Source organism: Streptomyces sp. NPDC004065, assembly GCF_044903565.1.
In the GTDB taxonomy this organism is placed as follows: domain Bacteria; phylum Actinomycetota; class Actinomycetes; order Streptomycetales; family Streptomycetaceae; genus Streptomyces.
The window spans coordinates 171,359-189,493 of sequence record NZ_JBJDQT010000003.1; the positions used below are offsets into that span (position 1 = coordinate 171,359).

Here is an 18,135-nt window from a genome sequence, read left to right on the forward strand (position 1 = left end):
CGGCGCGAGCGGGGCGCCCCGCCGGTCAGGAGAGGCGGGCGACGGCCCGTACGGGTGCGCCGTCCGCCCCCGGCAGCCGGAGCGGGAAGAGGAAGACCTCCACCTCGTGGGCGTCCAGCAGGGGCGCGAGTCCGGTGAGGTTCTCGGCGATGACGCCGCCGGCGCCGCACAGCACCCGGTGGGCCGGCAGCCCGTCGGCGGGGCCGGGCTGCCCGGGGTGGGGGGTGGGGTCGATGCTCAGCGCGTCGGCCCCGACCGTGCGGATCCCCGCCCCGACCAGCGCCTCGGCCGCGTCGGGGGTGAGCCAGGGATGGTCGAGGTAGGCGTCGCTGCCCCAGTGGGCCGACCAGCCGGTGGCCAGCAGCAGGATCGCGCAGGAGGTGAGCCGGACACGGTCCAGCGCGGGCGCGAGCAGCTCCGGCGTGATCGGCGCCCGGGGCGGCAGGCCGCGCAGGTCGGCGACCACCGCGCGGCCCGCGAAGCGGTCCAGGGGCAGCTCGTCGAGGCGCGGCCAGGCGTCGTCCACGTGGTACGGCGCGTCGACGTGCGTGCCGGACTGCGAACCCAGGTGGAGCCGCAGCACGTTGACGCCGTCGGCCGGCGCCCGCAGCGCGGCGCCGACCGTGACCTCCGGGTCACCGGGATACACGGGCATCCCGGTGACCACGGGCACCGACAGGTCGAGCCAGGCGGACATCAGCCGGCCTCGGCGGCGGCCACCGGGGCCAGGTCGCCGTCGGGGCCCGCGCCCGGTCCGGTGATCGGCGGCACCGGCGCGTCGACGGTACGGGCCAGCCGGGCGCCCTCGGGGCCGTACACCGCCCGCGGCTCGGGGAACAGCCACAGCAGCGCGAGGAACAGGACGGCGGCCACCGCCAGCGACAGCGGCAGGCTGATGTCGACACCGTTGGCCAGGTCGCCCAGCGGTCCGACGAACTGGCCCGGGATGTTGGTGAACAGCACCCCGACCACCGCGGAGACCCACCAGGCGGTCATGCCGCGCCAGTTCCAGCCGTGCGCGAACCAGTACCGCCCGCCGCGCTGGCGGCGGTTGAAGACCTGGAGGGCGTCCGGGTCGTACCAGCCGCGCCGGGTGTAGAAGCCCAGCATCATCACGACCATCCACGGCGTGGTGCAGGTGATGATCATGGTGGCGAAGGTGGAGATCGACTGCACCAGGTCCAGGCCGAACCGGCCGATGAAGATGAACGCGATGGACAGCACACCGACCAGGATGGTCGCCCGCACCCGCGAGAGCCTCGGGAACACCGAGGAGAAGTCCAGGCCGGTGCCGTACAGGGAGGTGGTGCCCGTCGACATGCCGCCGATCAGGGCCAGCAGGCACACCGGCAGGAAGAACCAGCCCGGCGAGATCGCCAGCAGCCCGCCGACGAAGTCGGGAGCCGCGGGATCGACGTACTTGGGTGCCTTCGCCGCGATGATGCTCGCGGTGCCCAGACCGAACACGAACGGCAGCAGCGTGGCGATCTGCGACAGGAACGCCGCGCCGACCACCTTGCGGCGCGGGGTGCCGGCCGGGATGTAGCGCGACCAGTCGCCGAGGAACGCCCCGAACGACACCGGGTTGGACAGCACGATCAGCGCCGCGCCGATGAAGGACGGCCAGAACATCGACTGGGTGGCCGCGTCCGCCGAGGCCGTGAAGACACCCGCGTACGAGGGGTCGAAGTCACCGGCGAAGGCGACCGCGCCGAGCAGGAACAGCACGCTGGCCGAGGCCACCGCGATCTTGTTCACGAACAGCATGAAGCGGAAGCCGTACACGCACACCGCGAGCACCAGCCCCGCGAACAGCGCGTAGGCGATGACGTACGACAGGTTGCTGCGCTCCAGGCCGAACAGCCGGTGGGCGCCGCCGACCAGCGCGTCGCCGGAGCTCCACACCGAGATGGAGAAGAAGGCGATCGCGGTCAGCAGCGACAGGAACGAGCCGACCACGCGGCCGTGCACGCCGAGGTGCGCGGACGAGGAGACGGCGTTGTTGGTGCCGTTGACCGGCCCGAACACGGCCATCGGGCACAGGATCAGCGCGCCCGCCACGACACCGAGGAGGGTGGCCGCGAGGCCCTGCCAGAAGGAGAGCCCGAACAGGATCGGGAACGCGCCGAGGACGCAGGTGGAGAAGGTGTTCGCGCCGCCGAAGGCGACCCGGAACAGGTCCAGCGGGGTGGCGGACCGGTCGGCGTCGGGTATGCGCTCGACGCCGTAGGGCTCCACCTCGGTGAGCGAGGGAGCCTCGGCGGCGGAGTCCTGCGACGAGGACTGCGGGGCCGACTGTGGGGAGGGGGACGGGGAGGACAAGACGGGCTCCAGTGGAGTGACGACGGCGGAGCGCGGGGGTGGCGCGGTGGCGGGAGGGCTGCCGCCCGGCGCGGGGTGTGCGCCGGGCGGCAAGTCGCTCGGTTGTCTGCCGACGCTACGGCGGTGCCGAACACGCGCACCAGAGGACGATTCGTCCATCTTCCCGGGCCCCGAATGGATGGTTCCTACATCCATAGCGGTCGCCGGCAGGCGCCTCCGGCGCTGGGCCGTCGGGGTGCGGACACGTCCTCGGCCGGGCGAATGCCGGGAGCGGTCCGTTACCGCGGCCGCCACGCATGGAAGGCGTGATCACGCTGGACCCAGCTCACTGTTCGCGTCCTCGAGCCGGCCGGGCCGTCCGCCCGGCCGGGACGGAAGGAAACAGATGTTCCGCAATCGCACGATGCCGCGCAGCCCGCTCGGGGGCCCGAGTCCGTCGCACCGCCACCGGATCGGAGCGGGTGCGGCGGCCCTGGCCCTGCTCGGCGGCGGGGCGGTGGGCCTGTCGGCGGCGCCCGCGGCGCAGGCCGCCGGGCATCAGCCGCTGAGGACCTTCCGCTCGGACGCCACGTTCACCGTTCCGGCGGGCGTCACCACGCTGTACGTCGAGGCGTGGGGAGGTGGCGGGGCCGGGGGTGGCGGCGGCGCCGGTGCCCGGCAGGGCGGGGGCGGCGGTGGCGGCGGGGGCGGCGGAGGCCACGCCGAGTGTGCCGTACCGGTGACGCCGGGGCAGACGTACCGGGTATCCGTCGGATCCGGCGGATACCGGGGCATCGGCGGCAACTCCTCTGCGGGCAGCGGCGGCCGCACGGGCGGGAACAGTTCGCTCACCCCCGCCCAGGGAGGCACGAGCCTCGTTCTCGCCACCGGAGGCGGCGGCGGAGCGGGCGGCGGCGCCGGGGGCGTCCTCGCAGGCGGAGCGGGAGGCTCGGGCGGCAGCGGCGGGCACGGCGCCGACGGCGCCGGCCGCTGCGCCACGGCGACCGGCGCGAACGGCGGCCCTGGCCGCGGCGGCGGCACCCTCACCAGGGCCGGTGCGGCCGGCGGGCGCGGTGCCGCCGGCCACCGCACGGCCGGGGGCAACGTGCATGACGGCGGCGACGGAGGCAACGGCCGCCTCTACGGTGGCGGCGGGGGCGGCGGGGGCGGGGGCGGCGGCACCCGGAGCGCGGGCGGCGACGGAGGCGGCGGCGGTGCGGCGGGCGGGTACGCCGGCACCGTCCAGGGCTCCGGTGTGCCTGGCCTCGCGGGAGTGCGCGGCCAGGGCGGCAACGGTGGGAACGGCGGCACCGGAGCGGTCGTCATCCGCTGGTAGGGCGCCGCCGCGGCCGGACCGCCCGCCGCGGCCCGCCCCGGTCCCGGTCAGCGGGCGCCCGCGGCCCGTGCGCCGGCCGGGGTGGCCGGGATGGCTGGGGTGGCCGGGGTGGCCGGGCAGGTGGCCAGCCAGGCGGCGTGACCGTGTTCCCCCAGGTATCCCGGTCCCACGGTGGCGGTGTCACCGGGGGCGAGGGTGAGGCACTGGCCCTCGGCCCCGTCCGCGTAGACGACCTTGACGGTGACGGTGGTGGCGCAGGCGTTGGCCGCCTGCGTGTAGCGCCAGCTCTCGTACAGGGCCACGCAGGACGGGGCCGGCTCACCCGCCGCGGGTGCCGCCGAGGCGGCGGCCGGCGGGAAGACCGCGAGGAACAGCCCCGCCGCGAGGGCCAGGCGTGTGGTGAGGGGCATGAGTCGTGACCGCATGGTGGCTCCCAAGCGCTGTGTGCATCCCAACGGTTTGGAGTCGCCCTCGCCGTTGAGACCGACGCTCAGGAACCGCAGTATTCAGCGTCCGCGCCCGGCCGGGGCGCCGCAGCGGACGGTTCGCGCCGGGGCGGGACTTGCACCGGCGTGCCGCGGGGTGCAGCGCGGATGCGCCGTCGCCCGGCGAGCGAGCCAAGGTGAACGTTGAACGGTTTCGTGTCCCAGCCGCGCCCGCCGGAGCTGTTCCCGCAGGTGGGGCGGGCACGGCGGCACTTCGGCCCGCTGACGGCTGCAAGCGGGCGGACCGGATTTCCTTCCGGTTTCCGCCGGTCCTCCGGTCCGGGCCGGTCCGCCGGTCCCCGGCCCGCCGCGGCTCGCCGGCCCGGTCCCGTGGGCCCGGTTCGCCGTCAGCCTTCCGGCCTGCTGATCCGTTCGGGCCGGATCCGGTAGACCACCCGCACCTGGTCGCGGCCGCCGAACCACGGGTAGGGGCCGCCGAGGTACTTCCGCGAGAGGGCCTCGATGTGGTCGACGGCGCCCTCGGTGGACACGCGTGTCACACGGCCGCGGATCTGGACGTAGGACGCCGGCTGTGCGGGATCGGCGACCGCGACGGCGACCCGCGGGTCGCGCGCGATGTTGCGTGTCTTCTGGCTCGACTCGACGCTGTTGATCAGGACGTGCTCGCCGTCCGTGTCGACCCATGTCTGGGTGAGCTGGGGCGAGCCGTCGGGCATCGTCGTCGCGAGGAAGCAGATGCTCGGGCGGCGCAGCAGTGCCACGACGTCGTCGCCGAGGGGTGCGGACACGTGTTCCTCCAGGAGCCGGAGCCGGAGCCGGAGCCCGAGCCGGGGCCGAGCCGGGGCCGTCACGCCGTGGCGGGATCCACGGCGAGGGCCCGCGGCAGGGAACTCACCCCCCAGTCTCGGCGGGCCGCGTCCGCCCGACCACTCGGGCGCGGGGCCTGGTGCGCCGGCCCGGCGGCGCTCCGGGAGTCCGGCGCGGCGGCCTCCCGGAGTGCCTCGGACGTCGTCGCGCCCGGCTCCGTCGACCACGACCCGGCCCCCGGGCAGGGGCCGGGAGCCGAGGGATACAAGGCCATGTTCGGCGAACTGCGCGCCGTCTTCCCCGACTTGAGCCTGGAGGTGGAGCATGTGGTCGCCACCGACGACGAGTTGGCCTTCGCCTGCACCATCAGCGGGACGCATCGGGGTCCGCCGATGGGGCATCCGCCGACGGGACGCGGGGCGAGTTGCCGCGGTATGCGGATCGGCCGCTTCGACGACGAGGGCCGGCTCGTCGAGCGCTGGGGCGGCAGCGACGAACTCGGCATGCTGCGCCAACTCGGCCTCGTGCGGGCCCAGCGGTAGCGGGCCGCGCTGAGATGCGCGGCGCCGTGAGAGCGGTGACCCTGGACATGCGGCACGTCCCGCGGACCGGGTGCCCGCGGGGACGGCGGCGCCCGGCCGGCCGAGCGCCGGCGGGTCAGCCCCTACCGCCCGTCACGGGAGGCAGACCATGAGATCAACACGCGTACGCACGGCCGTGGCCGCTGTTGCGGCGGCCCCGCTGGTGTGGGCGGGGTTCACGCCCCACTCCTTCGCCCTCGGCGCCGACAGCCCGTCGCCGACGCCCTCCAGGTCCTCCCAGGCGTTCGGTCCGGGCTGCTCGTCCCTGCCGGGCGGGGGGCCGGGCAGCGCGGTGGCGATGGCCAAGGAGAAGGTGGCCGACGCCGTCGCCGACAACCCCAGGCTGACCCAACTCGCGTCCGCGCTGAAGAAGGCCGGCCTCGACACCGAGCTCAACGACGCCAAGAAGGTCACGCTCTTCGCGCCCACGGACGACGCCTTCAAGAAGCTGACCGTGTCCCAGCTGCAGTCGCTGCTCAACGACCGCTCGCAGCTGAAGAAGGTTCTCACCTACCACGTCGTCGACCAGGAGATCACCCGTGGCGAGCTGGCCGACGGCACGTTCAAGACGCGCGAGGGCTCCACACTCACCACGTCGGGGTCCGGTGACACGTACAAGGTGAACAAGACCGCCACCATCGTCTGCGGCGATCTCAAGGCGCTCAACGCCACCGTGAACCTGGTCGACACCGTGCTCACACCGCCGAAGTAGGCACCACGGCCGGTGCGGCTCGTTCCGCCTCGCCCTCGATCACGGGACCACGGGGATCACCAGGATCACGGGGATCACGAGGTCGAGGGCCTCACTCGCTCCAGGGCTGGAATCCGGTACCGAGGACCGCTTCGAGGGTCTCGCGGAGCCGGGCCGCCCTCTCCGCTCCGAAGCTCTCCTCGAACCGCGCCTGCACGGTGCGCCAGTACGGCAGGGCGGTCCTCAGACGGGCGCGGCCCTCGTCGGTGATGGTGACGACGCGAGCGCGCCGGTCCGTCGGCGAGGGTTCGACGGTGACCAGGCCCTCGCGGGCGAGTGGCTTGAGATTGGTGGCCAGGGTGGTGCGGTCCATGGCGATCACCTCGGCGAGGCTCGTGATGGTGGTCCGCTCCTGGGTGCTCAGCTTCTGCAGGATGCTGAACTGCGTCGCGCGCAGACCCGTGGGGGCGAGCGCCTTGTCGTAGGTGGCGCCGAGGTACCGGGCCGCCTTGCGCAGGGCCAGGTTGTTGCAGGAGTCGACGGGGTCCGCCCCGGTGTGCGCCATGATCTCCTCCAGTACCCGCTCCGGGTTATGAGTATATGCGCCTAGCGGCCACCGGTGCCAGCGGCTCCCCCACCGGTCTCCACTTGCCTCTCCCCCATTACGAGCATATGCTCCTATCAGCGGCCGGGCGATGGCGTGCATGCGCCACCCGGCCTTTCCCGTGAACCCGGGCACGCGTGAGCCGACCGACCTACGGACGGCCGCGCCCCCGGCCCCTCCGCGTCACCCGGCAAGGGCACGCGTCACGGGTACCACCCCCACACGTCCCGTCGGCAAGCGGCGGGACAGCAAGGAAGCGAACAATGAACCAGAACCCGGCCATGAGGCTCGAGCTCTTCGTGCTGCCCGTCTCCGACGTCGACCGTGCCAGGGCCTTCTACGAGCAGGCGGGATTCCGGCTGGACCTCGCCGCGGACGTCACCGAGGAGTTCCGGGCCGTCCACCTCACGCCGCCCGGGTCCGAGGCCTCGATCATCTTCGGCAAGGGCCTGACCACGGCCGCGCCGGGCTCCGCCCAGGGGCTGTACCTCGTCGTCGCGGACATCGAGGAGGCCCGTGCGGCGCTCGTCGAGCGCGGTGTCGAGGTGAGCGAGGTGTTCCACGACGACAAGGGCATCTTCTTCCACGGACACCACGCCGGGGGCGTGGTGCACGACGGCCCGGGCCAGGGGCGGATCGCCGGCCCGCACCCCGCCCGCGCCAGTTACGGCTCCTACGCCACCTTCAGCGACCCCGACGGCAACGGCTGGGTGCTCCAGGAGGTCACCCAGCGGGCCCCCGGACGCTGACCGCCTCCGTCCCGTCCGCCCGCGCGACGAGGTCCTCGCGGGCGGACGGGCGCGGCCGCCGTCACTGGGTGGTGAGCATGCCTTCGCGCAGCCGGGCCAGCAGGCGGGACAGCAGCCGGGAGACGTGCATCTGCGAGACGCCGAGGCGCTCGCCGATCTGCGCCTGGGTCAGTTCCTCCACGAACCGCCAGTGGATGAGACGGCGGTCGCGCTCGTCCAGTTCGGCGATCATCGGGGCCAGCGCGTGGAAGTCCTCCACCAGACCCAGGGCCGCGTCCTCGTCGCCGATGAAGTCCGCCAGCGCGGCCTCGCCGTCCTCGCTGCCGGAGATCGCCGCGTCGAGGGAGGCCGACTTGTAGCCGTTGGAGGCCAGTTGGGCCTCGACGACCTCCTCCTCCGGGAGGCTCATCAGCTCCGACAGTTCCTTCGTGGTCGGAGTCCGGCCGAGCCGGCTGCGCAGTTCCTCGTTGGCGCGCGCCAGCTGGACCCGCGCCTCTTGCAGCCGGCGCGGCACGTGCACGGCCCAGGAGGTGTCGCGGAAGAACCGCTTGATCTCGCCCACGATGTACGGCACCGCGAACGAGGTGAACTCCACTTCCCGGGTCAGCTCGAACCGGTCGATCGCCTTGATCAGTCCGATCATGCCGACCTGGACGATGTCCTCCATCTCCTCCCGGTCGCGGCTGCGGAACCGGGCCGCCGCGAACCGGACGAGGGACATGTTCATCTCGATCAGCGTGTTGCGCGCGTAGCTGTACTCGGGCGTGCCCTCCTCCAGCGTCGCCAGCCGGTCGAAGAACAGCTTCGACAACTCGCGGGCGTCCCGGGGCGCGACCCGGGCCGGGTCCGCGATCTCCGGGACGTCCACCGTCCGCCCCGCAGCCCGCACGGTTGTCGTCGCCATGATGCGCCCCTCCCAGTGGATCGGTCTCGTCGTCGCCGGTTCACTCACCGACGTCCCGCCGCTTACCCCCCATCGCGGGCCGCATGCCTGCCTTGCTCGCGCCCCTCCGCCGGCGGGCGGACGGCGGCGGGCGTGAGCGGGTGGCCGGCGGACGGACACGGCGGAGGGCGTGAGCAGATGACAGGGGGGCATGCGTCCCTCGGGCGCGACCCGCGGCCCGAACAGGTCCGAGTTCCTGTCCCCCGGGAGATGACACATGATCCTCGACGACACACCGCAGGCCCCCGCCGACGGTCCGGTGCTCGACGCGGCCGCCCGCAAGCAGCGTCTGCGCCGCCGCCTGGAGCGCCTGATCGGCGTGGCCGCCACCGAGGGCAACGAGCTGGTGCCCCTGCGCAACGGGGACGCGATCTTCCCGGCCATGCTCGGCGCGATCCGCTCGGCCCGGCACACCATCGACATGATGACGTTCGTGTACTGGCGCGGCCGGATCGCCCGGGACTTCGCCGTCGCCCTCGCCGACCGGGCCCGTGCGGGCGTCCGGGTGCGGTTGCTGCTCGACGGGTTCGGGGCCAGCAGGATCGAACAGCGGCTGCTCGACCTGATGGACGCCGCGGGCGTGCAGGTGGCCTGGTTCCGCAAGCCGGTGTGGCTGTCGCCGTTCAAGCAGAACCACCGGTGCCACCGCAAGGTGCTCGTCGTCGACGAGCACACCGCGTTCACCGGCGGCGTCGGCATCGCGCAGGAGTGGTGCGGCGACGCCCGTCATCCGGGCGAGTGGCGCGACACCCATGTCCAGGTGCGCGGTCCCGCCGTGGACGGCATCGCGGCGGCGTTCGCGCAGAACTGGGCCGAGTGCCAGGACGGCCTCTTCGACGAGCGGGACCGCTTCGGCGAGCACCCGCAGGCCGGCTCGGCGGTCGTCCAGGTCGTACGCGGCTCGGCCAGCATCGGCTGGCAGGACATGCAGACGCTCATCCGGATCATGCTCACCTCGGCCGAGGAGCGGTTCCGGCTGGCCACCGCCTACTTCGCGCCCGACACCTACTTCGTGGACCTGCTGTGCCGGACGGCCCGGCGCGGCGTGCGGGTGGAGATCCTGCTGCCGGGCCCGCACACCGACCAGCGCGCCTGTCAGCTCGCCGGCCAGCACCACTACACGCGCCTGCTGGAGGCGGGGGTGCGCATACGCCAGTACCAGCCCACGATGATGCACGCCAAGATCATCACCGTGGACTCGGTCGCCTCCCTGATCGGGTCCACGAACTTCAACCGCCGGTCCATGGACCACGACGAAGAGGTCATGCTGGCCGTCCTGGACGAGACGTTCACCGCCGCCCTCGACCGGGACTACGACGCGGACCTCCAACACAGCGTGGACATCGACCTGCACCGCTGGAGACGGCGGGCCGTACTCCAGCGGTGCAAGGAGGTCGCGGTCACCCCGGTCCGCCGCTTCCTGTGACGGTGCCGCGCCGGCCGCGGACGCCCACGGGCGTCAGGGCCGGGGCCGCAGGGGCGGTCGCGGGGCGGGGGGACGGCCCGCGAGCTCGGTCAGCAGGCGCGTACAGACGTCACGCAGCTTGAGGTTGGCCTCCTGCGACAGCCGGCGCAGCAGGTCGAACGCCTCCTCGGCGGTGCACCGCCGCTGCTGCATGACGCTGCCGATGGCCTGGTCGATCACGCTGCGGGAGGCGAGCGCGGTCTGCAGGTCGCGGGCGAAGTCCTCCGCGTCGGCCAGCCGTTGCGCCAGGGCGATTCCGCCGCCGGCCTGTGCCGCGAACCGGGCCAGGGTGTGCCGGTCGTGGTCGGTGAAGGCGTCCCGCCCGGTGGCGTAGAAGTTGAGCGCGCCGGCCGTGTGGCTGCGCACCGGAATCGGCAGCGACAGCGAGGAGCGGACCCCCAGGCCGGCCGCGAAGCCCGGATAGGAGCCCCACCTCGTCTCCCGCACCATGTCGGGCACCGCCACGATCCGGCCGGTCCGCAGGGCCTGAAGACAGGGCCCCTCGTCCAGGCCGTACTGCTTCTCGTCCAGCCGGCCCGCCAGTCCCCCGGTGCTGACCACGGTCAGCGGGCGATCGTGCCGCTGCAGCGTGACCCCGCAGCCGTCCGCGCCCGTGGCCTTCACGGCGTCGTCGATGAGGTGCTGCAGGAACTCCCGCAACGAGGCGGTCTCCAGCAGCCAGTCGATCATGTCCAGAGCGTGCTGACCTCGGTCGGGCCGGTCCACCGCCTGACACCTCCACACCTCGTCCTCCGGCCGTCTCATGCCGTCCTGTTACCCGCTCTGCCCCGCTGTGTGGCACGGGCGCGGCTGTGGAGCTCGGCACAGGGCACCTACGGCCCGGCGCGCAGGGGCGGCGGCGGGCCGGAAGCAGGGGGACGCCGTGGTGCGCGGCCGTCGACGCCCGACGCCGCGCGCGGCCGCCGCCGGCCGGCCGCAGCGCGCCCCGGCGAAGGCGGGCGCCGAGCGCGCGCTCGCCGAGGCGCTGCGGGAGACGGCGGCACGCCCGACCCCGCGGCGCGGCTCGCCGCCGTGCGGATCGCCGCCGTGCGGATCGCCGCCGTGCGGATCGCCGCCGTGCGGATCGCAGCCGTCCACTGGGCCGGACAACGCCGAGCGCCTGGCGCACGGGGAGCCGGCCGACGCGCGGTATGCGGGTGCGGCGGCCGACGCGGAACTCGCCTTCGGGCTACTGCAGAACGGGCCGCGGCAACAGGCCGCGCGGCGGGAGTGACGGTCCGCCCGCCTCAGGCGCGCGGGGTCACGTACAGACTCTGGGTGCCGCGGCCGATCGGCCCCTTCTCGTCGTGCAGCGCGGACTCCGCCAGGCCGATGCCCGCGCCGTCGACCATGGTGCGGGCGTCCAGACAGACCCACTCGCCCTCGGGGTGGCGGTGCAGGCTCACGGTGAGGTCGGCGTTGACGAACACGTAGCGGCCGAAGTCGAGTTCGGCGCTGACGCCGTTGCCCGAGTCGGCGGCCGTCAGGACCCGGCTGAGCGGCGTGATCTCCTCCCCCGCGACCAGCGGCACCCTCATGCGCATCCAGGCCGTGGCCGGGCCCGGCTCGAGGAAGGAGCCGGCGGCGAAGCGCGCCTCCATCGCGGTGTGGTAGCCCTGCTCCCAGGGGACCGGGAAGAACTCCTGCGCGGGCGCGGCCTCCGGTCCGGGCACCTGCCGGCCCGGCGAGACCTGCGGTACGGAGTCCGGGGCGGTCTTCATCAGCAGGGCCGTCGCCCTCATCGCCTCCCGGCCGCCCTCCGGCGTCAGCACGGCCTCGACCAGCTCGACGCTGCGCCCGGCCCGCAGCACCCGCGTGGCCACGGTCAGCGGCCGTATCGGGACCGGCCGCATGATCTCGTACGTCAGCCTGGCGACCCGCAGGTCCGGCCGGGCACCCTCACGCTGCTCGACCGCCAGGCCCAGCAGCGCGGCCGGCGGGCCGGCGTGCTGCGAGCCGGCGTCCCAGGGGCCCCGGGTGTAGGCGGTGGGAAGGAACCGGCCGCCCGTCTCGCGTTCGTAGAACGCCTCCGCCTGCGACGTCATGGGTGTCCTTCTCCCTCCGTACCGACCACCGGCGAACCCGGCGAGCCCGGGCGGCGAGCCCGGCGACTAAGCGCTTGCTCATTCTGCCGTCAAACGATCCGGTACGCCAGTACGCCCCTGGGACGCACGGCGGTGCCCCCGTCCCTCACATGCCGGGACGGGGGCACCGCCGTGCGCTGGACGCGCTCCGCCTCAGGGGCTGAGGACGACCTTCTCGCAGCCGTCCTTCTTGTTCTTGAACAGGTCGTAACCGCGCGGCGCCTCGTTCAGCGGCAGCCGGTGGGTGATCACCCGGGTGGGATCGATCCGGCGCTGCTCGATCAGGCGCAGCAGTGCCTTGAGGTACCGGTGCACATGGCACTGCCCGGCACGCAGCGTCAGCGACCGGTTCATCCAGGCGCCCGCCGGGAACTTGTCGATCAGCCCGCCGTAGACGCCGATCACCGACACGATGCCGCCGCTGCGGCAGGAGGTGATCGCCTGGCGCAGCGCGTGCGGCCGGTCGGTCTCGGAGCGGACCGCCTGCTTGGCCCGGTCGTAGAGCTGGACGTGGCTGGCGCCGTGGGTCGCCTCGAGGCCGACCGCGTCGATGCACTTGTCCGGGCCCCGGCCGCCGGTCAGTTCCAGGAGGGCCGAGCGCACGTCGGTGTCCTCGAAGTTGATCGTGGTGTACCCCTGCCCGGCGGCCATCTCCAGCCGGTAGGGCTCCTTGTCGATCGCGATGACCTTCTCCGCGCCCAGCACGCGGGCGCTGTCCATCGCGAACTGGCCCACCGGCCCGGCACCCCACACGGCCACGACGTCACCGTCCTGGATGTCGCACATGTCGGCGCCCATGTAACCGGTGGGCAGGATGTCCGACAGGAACAGCACCTGTTCGTCGGTCAGGTCCGACTCGATCTTCAGCGCGTTGGCGTCGGCGAGGACCACGCGCGCGTACTCGGCCTGGCCCCCGGCGAAGCCTCCGGTGAGGTGGGAGTAGCCGTAGATGCCGGCCGTGGGGTGGCCGAAGAACTTCTCCGCGAGCCCCGCGTTGGGATTGGTGTTCTCGCAGCAGGAGTACAACTCGGCCCGGCAGGCCGCGCAGGCGCCGCAGGCGATCGGGAAGGGCACCACGACCCGGTCGCCGACCCGCAGCTTCCCGTCGGTCAGACCCGGCCCCACCTCCACGACCTCGCCCATGAACTCGTGGCCCAGTACGTCGCCGTTCTGCATCGTAGGCACATAGCCGTCGACCAGGTGCAGGTCGGAGCCGCAGATCGCCGTGGAGGTGATCTTCACGATCGCGTCGCGGCTGTTGAGGATGGAGGGGTCGGGCACGTCGAGCACCTCGACCGAGTTGCGTCCCGTCCAGCAGTTCGCCTTCACGACAGAGCCTCCTCGGACTCGTCCAGTTCGCCGTGCCGGCGCAGTTCCTCCAGCTCGTCCTCGGCGAGCGGCCGGGCCGGGTGCTGCGGGAACTCCTGGCGGGCCCGCTTGCCGCCGGGCGCGCCCTCGGAGCGGATCACCTCGCCGGTCTCCGCGATCTGCTTGAAGCGCCGCAGGTCGTCGTCCAGCTGCTGGTGCGGCTCCTCGCCGAAGTACCGCGCGGCCGCCTTGCCGAGCGGGCCCGCGGGAAGGGTGTAGCGCAGGGTCACCCGGATCTCGGTGCCGTGGCCGCCGGGCGCGGGATGGAAGTGCACCTCGCCGGAGTTGTCGATGCCCGTGCCGGGCACCGAACGCCAGGCGATGAGCCGGCCGGGCAGGTCCTGGGTGGTCTCGGCGTCCCACTCCACGGTCCGGCCGAACGGCGCCCGCGCCTTCCAGTGGCTCATGGACGGCCCGGTGACGCGCACCTCGTCGAGGTGGGCCATGAACGACGGCAGCCGCTCCAGGTCGCGCCACAGGCCGTAGACCTCGTCGGGGGACCGCATGACCGTGGTCGTCGCGGTCAGTTCCGTCGGCGCCCTCCGGCGCGTGCGGGTCACGGCCGCGTACAGGTCCGTGGCGGTGATCGCGGTGCTGGCGGCGGTCGCGGCGACCGTCCGGGCCATGCCGCGGCCGTCGTGGTTCCTGAGCGCCCGGGCCAGCATCGCCAGGTCCATGACGTCACCGCCGACCCGGCTCCACAGCCAGGCCGGATGCGGCCGGCCGAGCAGTGCGGCGGCCGCGGCCAGTTCCCGCACGCCCACCGCGGTGGTGGCCAGGCGGTTCCGGGGTGTCGGGCCCATTCCCAGGCTCCGGACGAAGCCCGTCGGGCTCGCCACCTGCGGTGCGCCGAGAAGCGCACTGGCCACGCCGAGTCCACGGACGAGGGGATCATGTCGAAGTGCGCTGGTCGAGCGGGTGTCTGTCTTCATGGGTACTCGGGGTTTCCCCGCGCCGACCGCCCAAACGGCGCCGCGCGAAGCCGTGGCCGCGGGACGGAATGACAGGGAACGACACGGAATGACACCTTGCGGCGCGGCAGGGCACGGCACCGTGAATCCGTGAATCCGTGAATCGGGTGGGCGCGATCGCCGTCCTGACGGGTGCGGCCCGCTCGGTCTCGGGGCGGCGCGATCGGCCTGGTGCCTGGTGTGCCTGGTGGGGCCGCTCCGCGCGGCGGTCGCCGCCCCCGGGCACCTGGCCCGCCGTGCACGCGGGATGCCGACGGCCCGGCCCGGAAGCCTCCGCGCGAACGGGGGAGGAATCCGTTCTCGAGGGCTTCCCCTGGGAACCTGGGAACACTCGACCCGGACGGGGTGGCGCGGTACGGCGAGGAGGAGTGATCTGTGAGAAGCCAGGAGGCGGCCGGCCCGGGACCGCTCGCCGTGCTCGCGAACGGCTTCCGGGGTCCGGCCCGGCCGCACCGCGCACCGGCGCTTCATCCGGCCGGGCCGACATGCGCGGCGGACCCAAAGGTCGCGGACCACGGCGGCGACGCCTTGGGCGTCGTCCGGCGGCACAGCCCGCGGCACCACATCGCGACGGCGCGGCTCTCCCGGGCGGCCGGGCTGCCCCGGTGGCCGCCCGACGCGCTGGGGCCTGCCGTTCGTGTGCCCGGCGCCGACGGCCCCGGCCGCACCCTGGACCTGCTCCTGACCGGCAGCGGCCGCGGCCGGATCACCCGGCGTGTGCCGCTGCCGCTGTCGCGCTGCGACGCGCCGCGCGGCGCGTACTCCACTCCGCTCGCCCGCCGCGCGGGCTCCCAGCACGGGAGTCCTGGCGGCCTTTCCGCGCCGTACCCGGCAGGCGCCCGTGCACGGCGGCCCGGCGAGCCCGGCCGGCGCCCCGGCCGCCGGACCGCTCGTCCTCGACCTGTGCGCCGGCACGGCCGGACGGCCCTGGCGCGGGTTCGCGGTGCTCACGCTGAACAGGGCGCTGCCCGTGGAGTGGGAGGAGAGCCCGGACTTCGACGTCCACCGGCGCGCCCTGCGCGACTTCGCGCCCGGAGACACCCTGGCCGGGGCCCGCCGGGCCGCGTGCCGGGGATCGCGCTCGGGCCGCGGGGGCAGGTTCCGGGTCCGGTGACCGGTCCGGCGAGCCGTCGGGGCCGGTCCTGCGGAAGGACAGGGGACGCAGGGCCCGCCGGGGCTGCCCGCGCGCCGGGGCCCGGGGCGTACGGCCGGCGGGAGGCCCGCGGCCGGCAAGCCGCGGCCGACGGGTGCATCCGACGGGTGCAGCAGGCGGGGCACGGCCGACGGCTACGGCCGGCATCGCGCGGCCGCCGGGTACGGCCGACAGGGCGCGGCGCCGGAAGCCGCCCGCCCCAGTCCGCGGGCCTTCCGCGGTCCGGCCGCCTCCGATACGGCCTGCTCGGAGCGGTGCTGATGAACGGCCCGGCGGGATGAGCGCACCATGGATGCTGTAGGAGCGAACTGCCATGAGCCCGAAGTTCAGCCCGCCGGAGCCGGAACAGGCCGCGGAAGCCAGCGGCCTGATGGACATGCTGAGCGTCGCCGCGGTGCTGCTGGAGGCCGACGGCCGGATCGACATGTGGAGCCCGCAGGCCGAGGAGCTGTTCGGCTACTCCGGGGAGGAGGCCGTCGGACAGTACGCGGCGCCCCTGCTTCTGCACCCCGAACACCAGGAGGCCGCCATCAGGCTCTTCGCCGAGTTGATGGCGACCGGCCGCGGCTGGGCCGGGGCCTTCCCCGTCCGGCACAAGGACGGCAGCACCCGGATGGTGGAGTTCCGCAACATGCGGCTGACGGACAACGTCGGCGACCACTACGCCCTGGGGCTGGCCACCGACCGGTCCACGGTACAGCGGGTGGAACGCGACCTGGCCCTGTCCAACCGCCTGGTCACCCAGGCCCCGATCGGGCTGGCCGTGCTCGACACCGATCTGCGGTACCTGGTCGTCAACCCGGCTCTGGCCGAGATGCACGGCGTGCCCCAGGCCGACCACGTCGGCCGTCCCTTCCGCGAGGTCATGTCCGGCCCGCACTTCAGGAAGGCGGAGGAGGCGATGCGGGAGGTGCTGGCGACCGGCGTCCCCCTGGTGGACGAGCAGGTGGTGGGGCGTACCCCCCGCGATCCGGACCACGACCACGCCTGGGCGGTCTCCTTCTACCGGCTGGACGACCACCACGGACACGCCCTGGGCATCGCCAACGTGGTCGTGGACGTGACGGACCGCTACCGGGCGGCCATGAAGGCGGACCAGGCCCAGCGGCGACTGCGCCTGGTGGCCAGCGGCACGGCCGGCATCGGCACCACGCTGGAGGTGGAGCGGACCGCGCAGGAACTGGCCGACGTCCTCGTGCCCGACCTGGCGGACCTGGTCACCGTGGACGTCCTGGACTCCGTGCTGCGCACGGGCCGCACGGACATCGAGGAGAACCCGGCGCTGTTCCGCGCCCTGGCCGTGAAGACCGCCTACCCCACGAGCGCCACCCAGGCACTGGCCCCGCCCGGCCATCTCACCGCCTACCACGCCGACCACCCGGCGGCCCACTGCCTGCGCACCCGCCGGCCGCTGCTGATCAGGCACCTGGACGGCCGCGACCTCACCCGCGTGGCCGCCGACTCGAAGGCGGCCCACCTGCTCGCCGAGGCCGGCGTCCACACCGACATGGCCGTCCCGCTGATCGCCCGCGGCCACCTGATCGGCGTGATGGGCCTGGCCCGCGCCCGCACCCCGGTGCCGTTCGACGAGGACGACCTCGCCCTCGCCTGCGAACTGGCCTCCTGCGCCGCGCTGAGCATCGACAACGCCGTCCTGCACCAGCACATCCGCAGGGCCGCCGAAACCCTCCAGCGCAGCCTGCTCCCGGAGCTGTCGCCCCGGCATCCCGGTCTGGAGGTCGCCGCCCGCTACCGGCCGGCGCAGGCCTTCAGCGAGGTGGGCGGCGACTGGTACGACATCATCCCCCTCGACGGGGACCGCACCGTCCTGTCGGTGGGCGACGTCATGGGCAGCGGTATCCCGGCGGCCGCCACCATGGGCCGTCTGCGCACGGCGACCTCGACCCTGGCCGGCCTCGACCTGGACCCCGCCCGGGTCCTCACCCACCTGGACCGGATCACCCAGGGCCTGGACCCCTACATCGCCACCTGCGTGTACGCGGTCTACGACCCCCATCGCAGCCGGCTGCAGCTCGCCTCCGCCGGCCATCTGCCCCCGGTACTCGTCCGGGGTGACGACCCGCCCGAGCTCCTCGACCTGCCCACGGCCACCCCCTTGGGAGTAGGCGGTGTCCCCTTCGAGAACACCACCGTCGAACTGCGGCCCGGCGACCGGCTGGTCCTCTACACCGACGGGCTGGTCGAAACCCGCGACGACCCCATCGACGAACGTCTGAACGATCTGCTGGGCCTGCTGGCGGCGCCGTCCGGCTCGACCGAGGAGATGTGCGAGCGGCTGCTGAAACGGCTCCGGGACCCGGCCGGCCGCGACGACGTCGCGCTCCTCATCGCACGGACGCAGCCGTTGTCGGCGCCGCCCGGCCCCGGATCACCGCACTCGCCTCTGGCTTGAACGGCGGCGGTCCGCCGGCCGGCTCGAACGTGACGGCCGGCCGCCCGCCCCGAGCGCGGCACGCCCGCCCAGGCGCGGCACGCCCGCCCAGGCGCGGTACGCCCGCCGAGGCGCGGCACGCCCGCCCAGCCGCGGTACGCCCGCCGAGGCGCGGGCGAAGAGGCGGCCGTATCCGCCGCGATCTGGGCACTCGACAGGTCAGGGCGAGCCGCCGGTCGCCGGG

General features: G+C 74.0%; 17 protein-coding genes and 1 pseudogene. 8 read left to right on the plus strand and 10 right to left on the minus strand.

The genetic code is table 11. The features are described from left to right. Positions 1 to 25 precede the first annotated feature (25 nt). Complete coding sequence (locus ACI2LW_RS06980) at positions 26 to 697, minus strand: cyclase family protein (RefSeq protein ID WP_404730110.1); 672 nt, start codon at positions 695 to 697, stop codon at positions 26 to 28. Beyond that, positions 697 to 2,322 carry a purine-cytosine permease family protein gene (locus tag ACI2LW_RS06985; RefSeq protein WP_404730111.1) on the minus strand — a complete coding sequence of 542 codons (1,626 nt, stop codon included), beginning with the start codon at positions 2,320 to 2,322 and terminating at the stop codon, positions 697 to 699. Before ACI2LW_RS06985 ends, ACI2LW_RS06980 begins: the two co-directional genes overlap by 1 nt. 385 nt (positions 2,323 to 2,707) lie before the next feature. Between ACI2LW_RS06985 and ACI2LW_RS06990 the strand changes: the two genes are divergently transcribed. Then, positions 2,708 to 3,637, plus strand: a complete 930-nt coding sequence (locus ACI2LW_RS06990) for a hypothetical protein (RefSeq protein ID WP_404730112.1) — start codon at positions 2,708 to 2,710, stop codon at positions 3,635 to 3,637. Between the two features lie 47 nt (positions 3,638 to 3,684). Here the strand turns inward: ACI2LW_RS06990 and ACI2LW_RS06995 are convergent, their stop codons facing one another. Together ACI2LW_RS06995 and ACI2LW_RS07000 are read right to left on the minus strand one after the other, a co-directional pair. Further along, entirely contained in the window at positions 3,685 to 4,047 is a 363-nt protein-coding gene (locus tag ACI2LW_RS06995; RefSeq protein WP_404730113.1) for an alpha-amylase, read from the minus strand. Between the two features lie 422 nt (positions 4,048 to 4,469). Then, complete coding sequence (locus tag ACI2LW_RS07000) at positions 4,470 to 4,871, minus strand: PPOX class F420-dependent oxidoreductase (protein WP_404730114.1); 402 nt, start codon at positions 4,869 to 4,871, stop codon at positions 4,470 to 4,472. A 66-nt stretch (positions 4,872 to 4,937) separates the two neighbouring features. On the opposite strand from ACI2LW_RS07000, the gene ACI2LW_RS07005 reads away from it, so the two are divergent. Together ACI2LW_RS07005 and ACI2LW_RS07010 are read left to right on the plus strand one after the other, a co-directional pair. After that, positions 4,938 to 5,432 (plus strand): ester cyclase, encoded by a 495-nt coding sequence (locus ACI2LW_RS07005; RefSeq protein ID WP_404730115.1) that lies wholly within the window; start codon positions 4,938 to 4,940, stop codon positions 5,430 to 5,432. Positions 5,433 to 5,580: 148 nt separating this feature from the next. Then, a complete protein-coding gene (locus ACI2LW_RS07010; RefSeq protein ID WP_404730116.1) occupies positions 5,581 to 6,183 on the plus strand; it encodes a fasciclin domain-containing protein in 603 nt (200 codons plus the stop codon). Positions 6,184 to 6,274: 91 nt separating this feature from the next. Here ACI2LW_RS07010 and ACI2LW_RS07015 read toward each other — a convergent pair whose 3' ends face one another. Continuing rightward, positions 6,275 to 6,727, minus strand: coding sequence for a MarR family winged helix-turn-helix transcriptional regulator (locus tag ACI2LW_RS07015; RefSeq protein ID WP_404730117.1), 453 nt, complete (start codon positions 6,725 to 6,727; stop codon positions 6,275 to 6,277). A 302-nt stretch (positions 6,728 to 7,029) separates the two neighbouring features. Between ACI2LW_RS07015 and ACI2LW_RS07020 the strand changes: the two genes are divergently transcribed. Next, positions 7,030 to 7,515 carry a VOC family protein gene (locus ACI2LW_RS07020; RefSeq protein ID WP_404730118.1) on the plus strand — a complete coding sequence of 162 codons (486 nt, stop codon included), beginning with the start codon at positions 7,030 to 7,032 and terminating at the stop codon, positions 7,513 to 7,515. A 61-nt stretch (positions 7,516 to 7,576) separates the two neighbouring features. Here the strand turns inward: ACI2LW_RS07020 and ACI2LW_RS07025 are convergent, their stop codons facing one another. After that, positions 7,577 to 8,419 (minus strand): SigB/SigF/SigG family RNA polymerase sigma factor, encoded by an 843-nt coding sequence (locus ACI2LW_RS07025; protein WP_404730119.1) that lies wholly within the window; start codon positions 8,417 to 8,419, stop codon positions 7,577 to 7,579. Positions 8,420 to 8,675: 256 nt separating this feature from the next. Here ACI2LW_RS07025 and ACI2LW_RS07030 point away from each other — a divergent pair, with 256 nt between their 5' ends. After that, positions 8,676 to 9,884 carry a phosphatidylserine/phosphatidylglycerophosphate/cardiolipin synthase family protein gene (locus ACI2LW_RS07030; protein ID WP_404730120.1) on the plus strand — a complete coding sequence of 403 codons (1,209 nt, stop codon included), beginning with the start codon at positions 8,676 to 8,678 and terminating at the stop codon, positions 9,882 to 9,884. A gap of 33 nt (positions 9,885 to 9,917) precedes the next feature. Here ACI2LW_RS07030 and ACI2LW_RS07035 read toward each other — a convergent pair whose 3' ends face one another. Continuing rightward, positions 9,918 to 10,613: a GAF and ANTAR domain-containing protein gene (locus ACI2LW_RS07035; protein ID WP_404730121.1), complete on the minus strand. Its 696-nt coding sequence runs from the start codon at positions 10,611 to 10,613 to the stop codon at positions 9,918 to 9,920. A gap of 262 nt (positions 10,614 to 10,875) precedes the next feature. Here ACI2LW_RS07035 and ACI2LW_RS07040 point away from each other — a divergent pair. Beyond that, a pseudogene (locus ACI2LW_RS07040) lies at positions 10,876 to 11,157 on the plus strand (hypothetical protein); the annotation flags it as partial. A 13-nt stretch (positions 11,158 to 11,170) separates the two neighbouring features. Here the strand turns inward: ACI2LW_RS07040 and ACI2LW_RS07045 are convergent. The 3 genes from ACI2LW_RS07045 to ACI2LW_RS07055 all read right to left on the minus strand — a co-directional run bounded on the left by ACI2LW_RS07045 (position 11,171) and on the right by ACI2LW_RS07055 (position 14,178). Continuing rightward, complete coding sequence (locus ACI2LW_RS07045) at positions 11,171 to 11,968, minus strand: thioesterase family protein (protein WP_404730122.1); 798 nt, start codon at positions 11,966 to 11,968, stop codon at positions 11,171 to 11,173. A 192-nt stretch (positions 11,969 to 12,160) separates the two neighbouring features. Beyond that, positions 12,161 to 13,336, minus strand: coding sequence for a zinc-dependent alcohol dehydrogenase (locus ACI2LW_RS07050; RefSeq protein WP_404730123.1), 1,176 nt, complete (start codon positions 13,334 to 13,336; stop codon positions 12,161 to 12,163). Continuing rightward, a complete protein-coding gene (locus ACI2LW_RS07055) occupies positions 13,333 to 14,178 on the minus strand; it encodes an SRPBCC family protein (RefSeq protein ID WP_404730124.1) in 846 nt (281 codons plus the stop codon). The genes ACI2LW_RS07050 and ACI2LW_RS07055 overlap by 4 nt, the downstream gene beginning before the upstream one ends. Positions 14,179 to 15,187: 1,009 nt before the next feature. Here ACI2LW_RS07055 and ACI2LW_RS07060 point away from each other — a divergent pair. Continuing rightward, the gene (locus tag ACI2LW_RS07060; RefSeq protein ID WP_404730125.1) at positions 15,188 to 15,460 is read left to right on the plus strand and encodes a hypothetical protein; all 273 of its coding nucleotides are present in this window, start codon (positions 15,188 to 15,190) and stop codon (positions 15,458 to 15,460) included. 352 nt (positions 15,461 to 15,812) lie between these two features. After that, positions 15,813 to 17,912 (plus strand): SpoIIE family protein phosphatase, encoded by a 2,100-nt coding sequence (locus ACI2LW_RS07065; RefSeq protein ID WP_404730126.1) that lies wholly within the window; start codon positions 15,813 to 15,815, stop codon positions 17,910 to 17,912. The last annotated feature ends 223 nt before the right edge of the window (positions 17,913 to 18,135 follow it).

What these genes read in the sequence shown, in the direction of transcription:
- ACI2LW_RS06980 (WP_404730110.1), bottom strand. Translation starts at nt 697, where the DNA reads ATGTCCGCCTGGCTCGACCTGTCGGTGCCCGTGGTCACCGGGATGCCC.
- ACI2LW_RS06990 (WP_404730112.1), top strand. Translation starts at nt 2,708, where the DNA reads ATGTTCCGCAATCGCACGATGCCGCGCAGCCCGCTCGGGGGCCCGAGT.
- ACI2LW_RS06995 (WP_404730113.1), bottom strand. Translation starts at nt 4,047, where the DNA reads ATGCCCCTCACCACACGCCTGGCCCTCGCGGCGGGGCTGTTCCTCGCG.
- ACI2LW_RS07010 (WP_404730116.1), top strand. Translation starts at nt 5,581, where the DNA reads ATGAGATCAACACGCGTACGCACGGCCGTGGCCGCTGTTGCGGCGGCC.
- ACI2LW_RS07015 (WP_404730117.1), bottom strand. Translation starts at nt 6,727, where the DNA reads ATGGCGCACACCGGGGCGGACCCCGTCGACTCCTGCAACAACCTGGCC.
- ACI2LW_RS07020 (WP_404730118.1), top strand. Translation starts at nt 7,030, where the DNA reads ATGAACCAGAACCCGGCCATGAGGCTCGAGCTCTTCGTGCTGCCCGTC.
- ACI2LW_RS07025 (WP_404730119.1), bottom strand. Translation starts at nt 8,419, where the DNA reads ATGGCGACGACAACCGTGCGGGCTGCGGGGCGGACGGTGGACGTCCCG.
- ACI2LW_RS07030 (WP_404730120.1), top strand. Translation starts at nt 8,676, where the DNA reads ATGATCCTCGACGACACACCGCAGGCCCCCGCCGACGGTCCGGTGCTC.
- ACI2LW_RS07035 (WP_404730121.1), bottom strand. Translation starts at nt 10,613, where the DNA reads ATGATCGACTGGCTGCTGGAGACCGCCTCGTTGCGGGAGTTCCTGCAG.
- ACI2LW_RS07045 (WP_404730122.1), bottom strand. Translation starts at nt 11,968, where the DNA reads ATGACGTCGCAGGCGGAGGCGTTCTACGAACGCGAGACGGGCGGCCGG.
- ACI2LW_RS07055 (WP_404730124.1), bottom strand. Translation starts at nt 14,178, where the DNA reads ATGGGCCCGACACCCCGGAACCGCCTGGCCACCACCGCGGTGGGCGTG.
- ACI2LW_RS07065 (WP_404730126.1), top strand. Translation starts at nt 15,813, where the DNA reads ATGAGCCCGAAGTTCAGCCCGCCGGAGCCGGAACAGGCCGCGGAAGCC.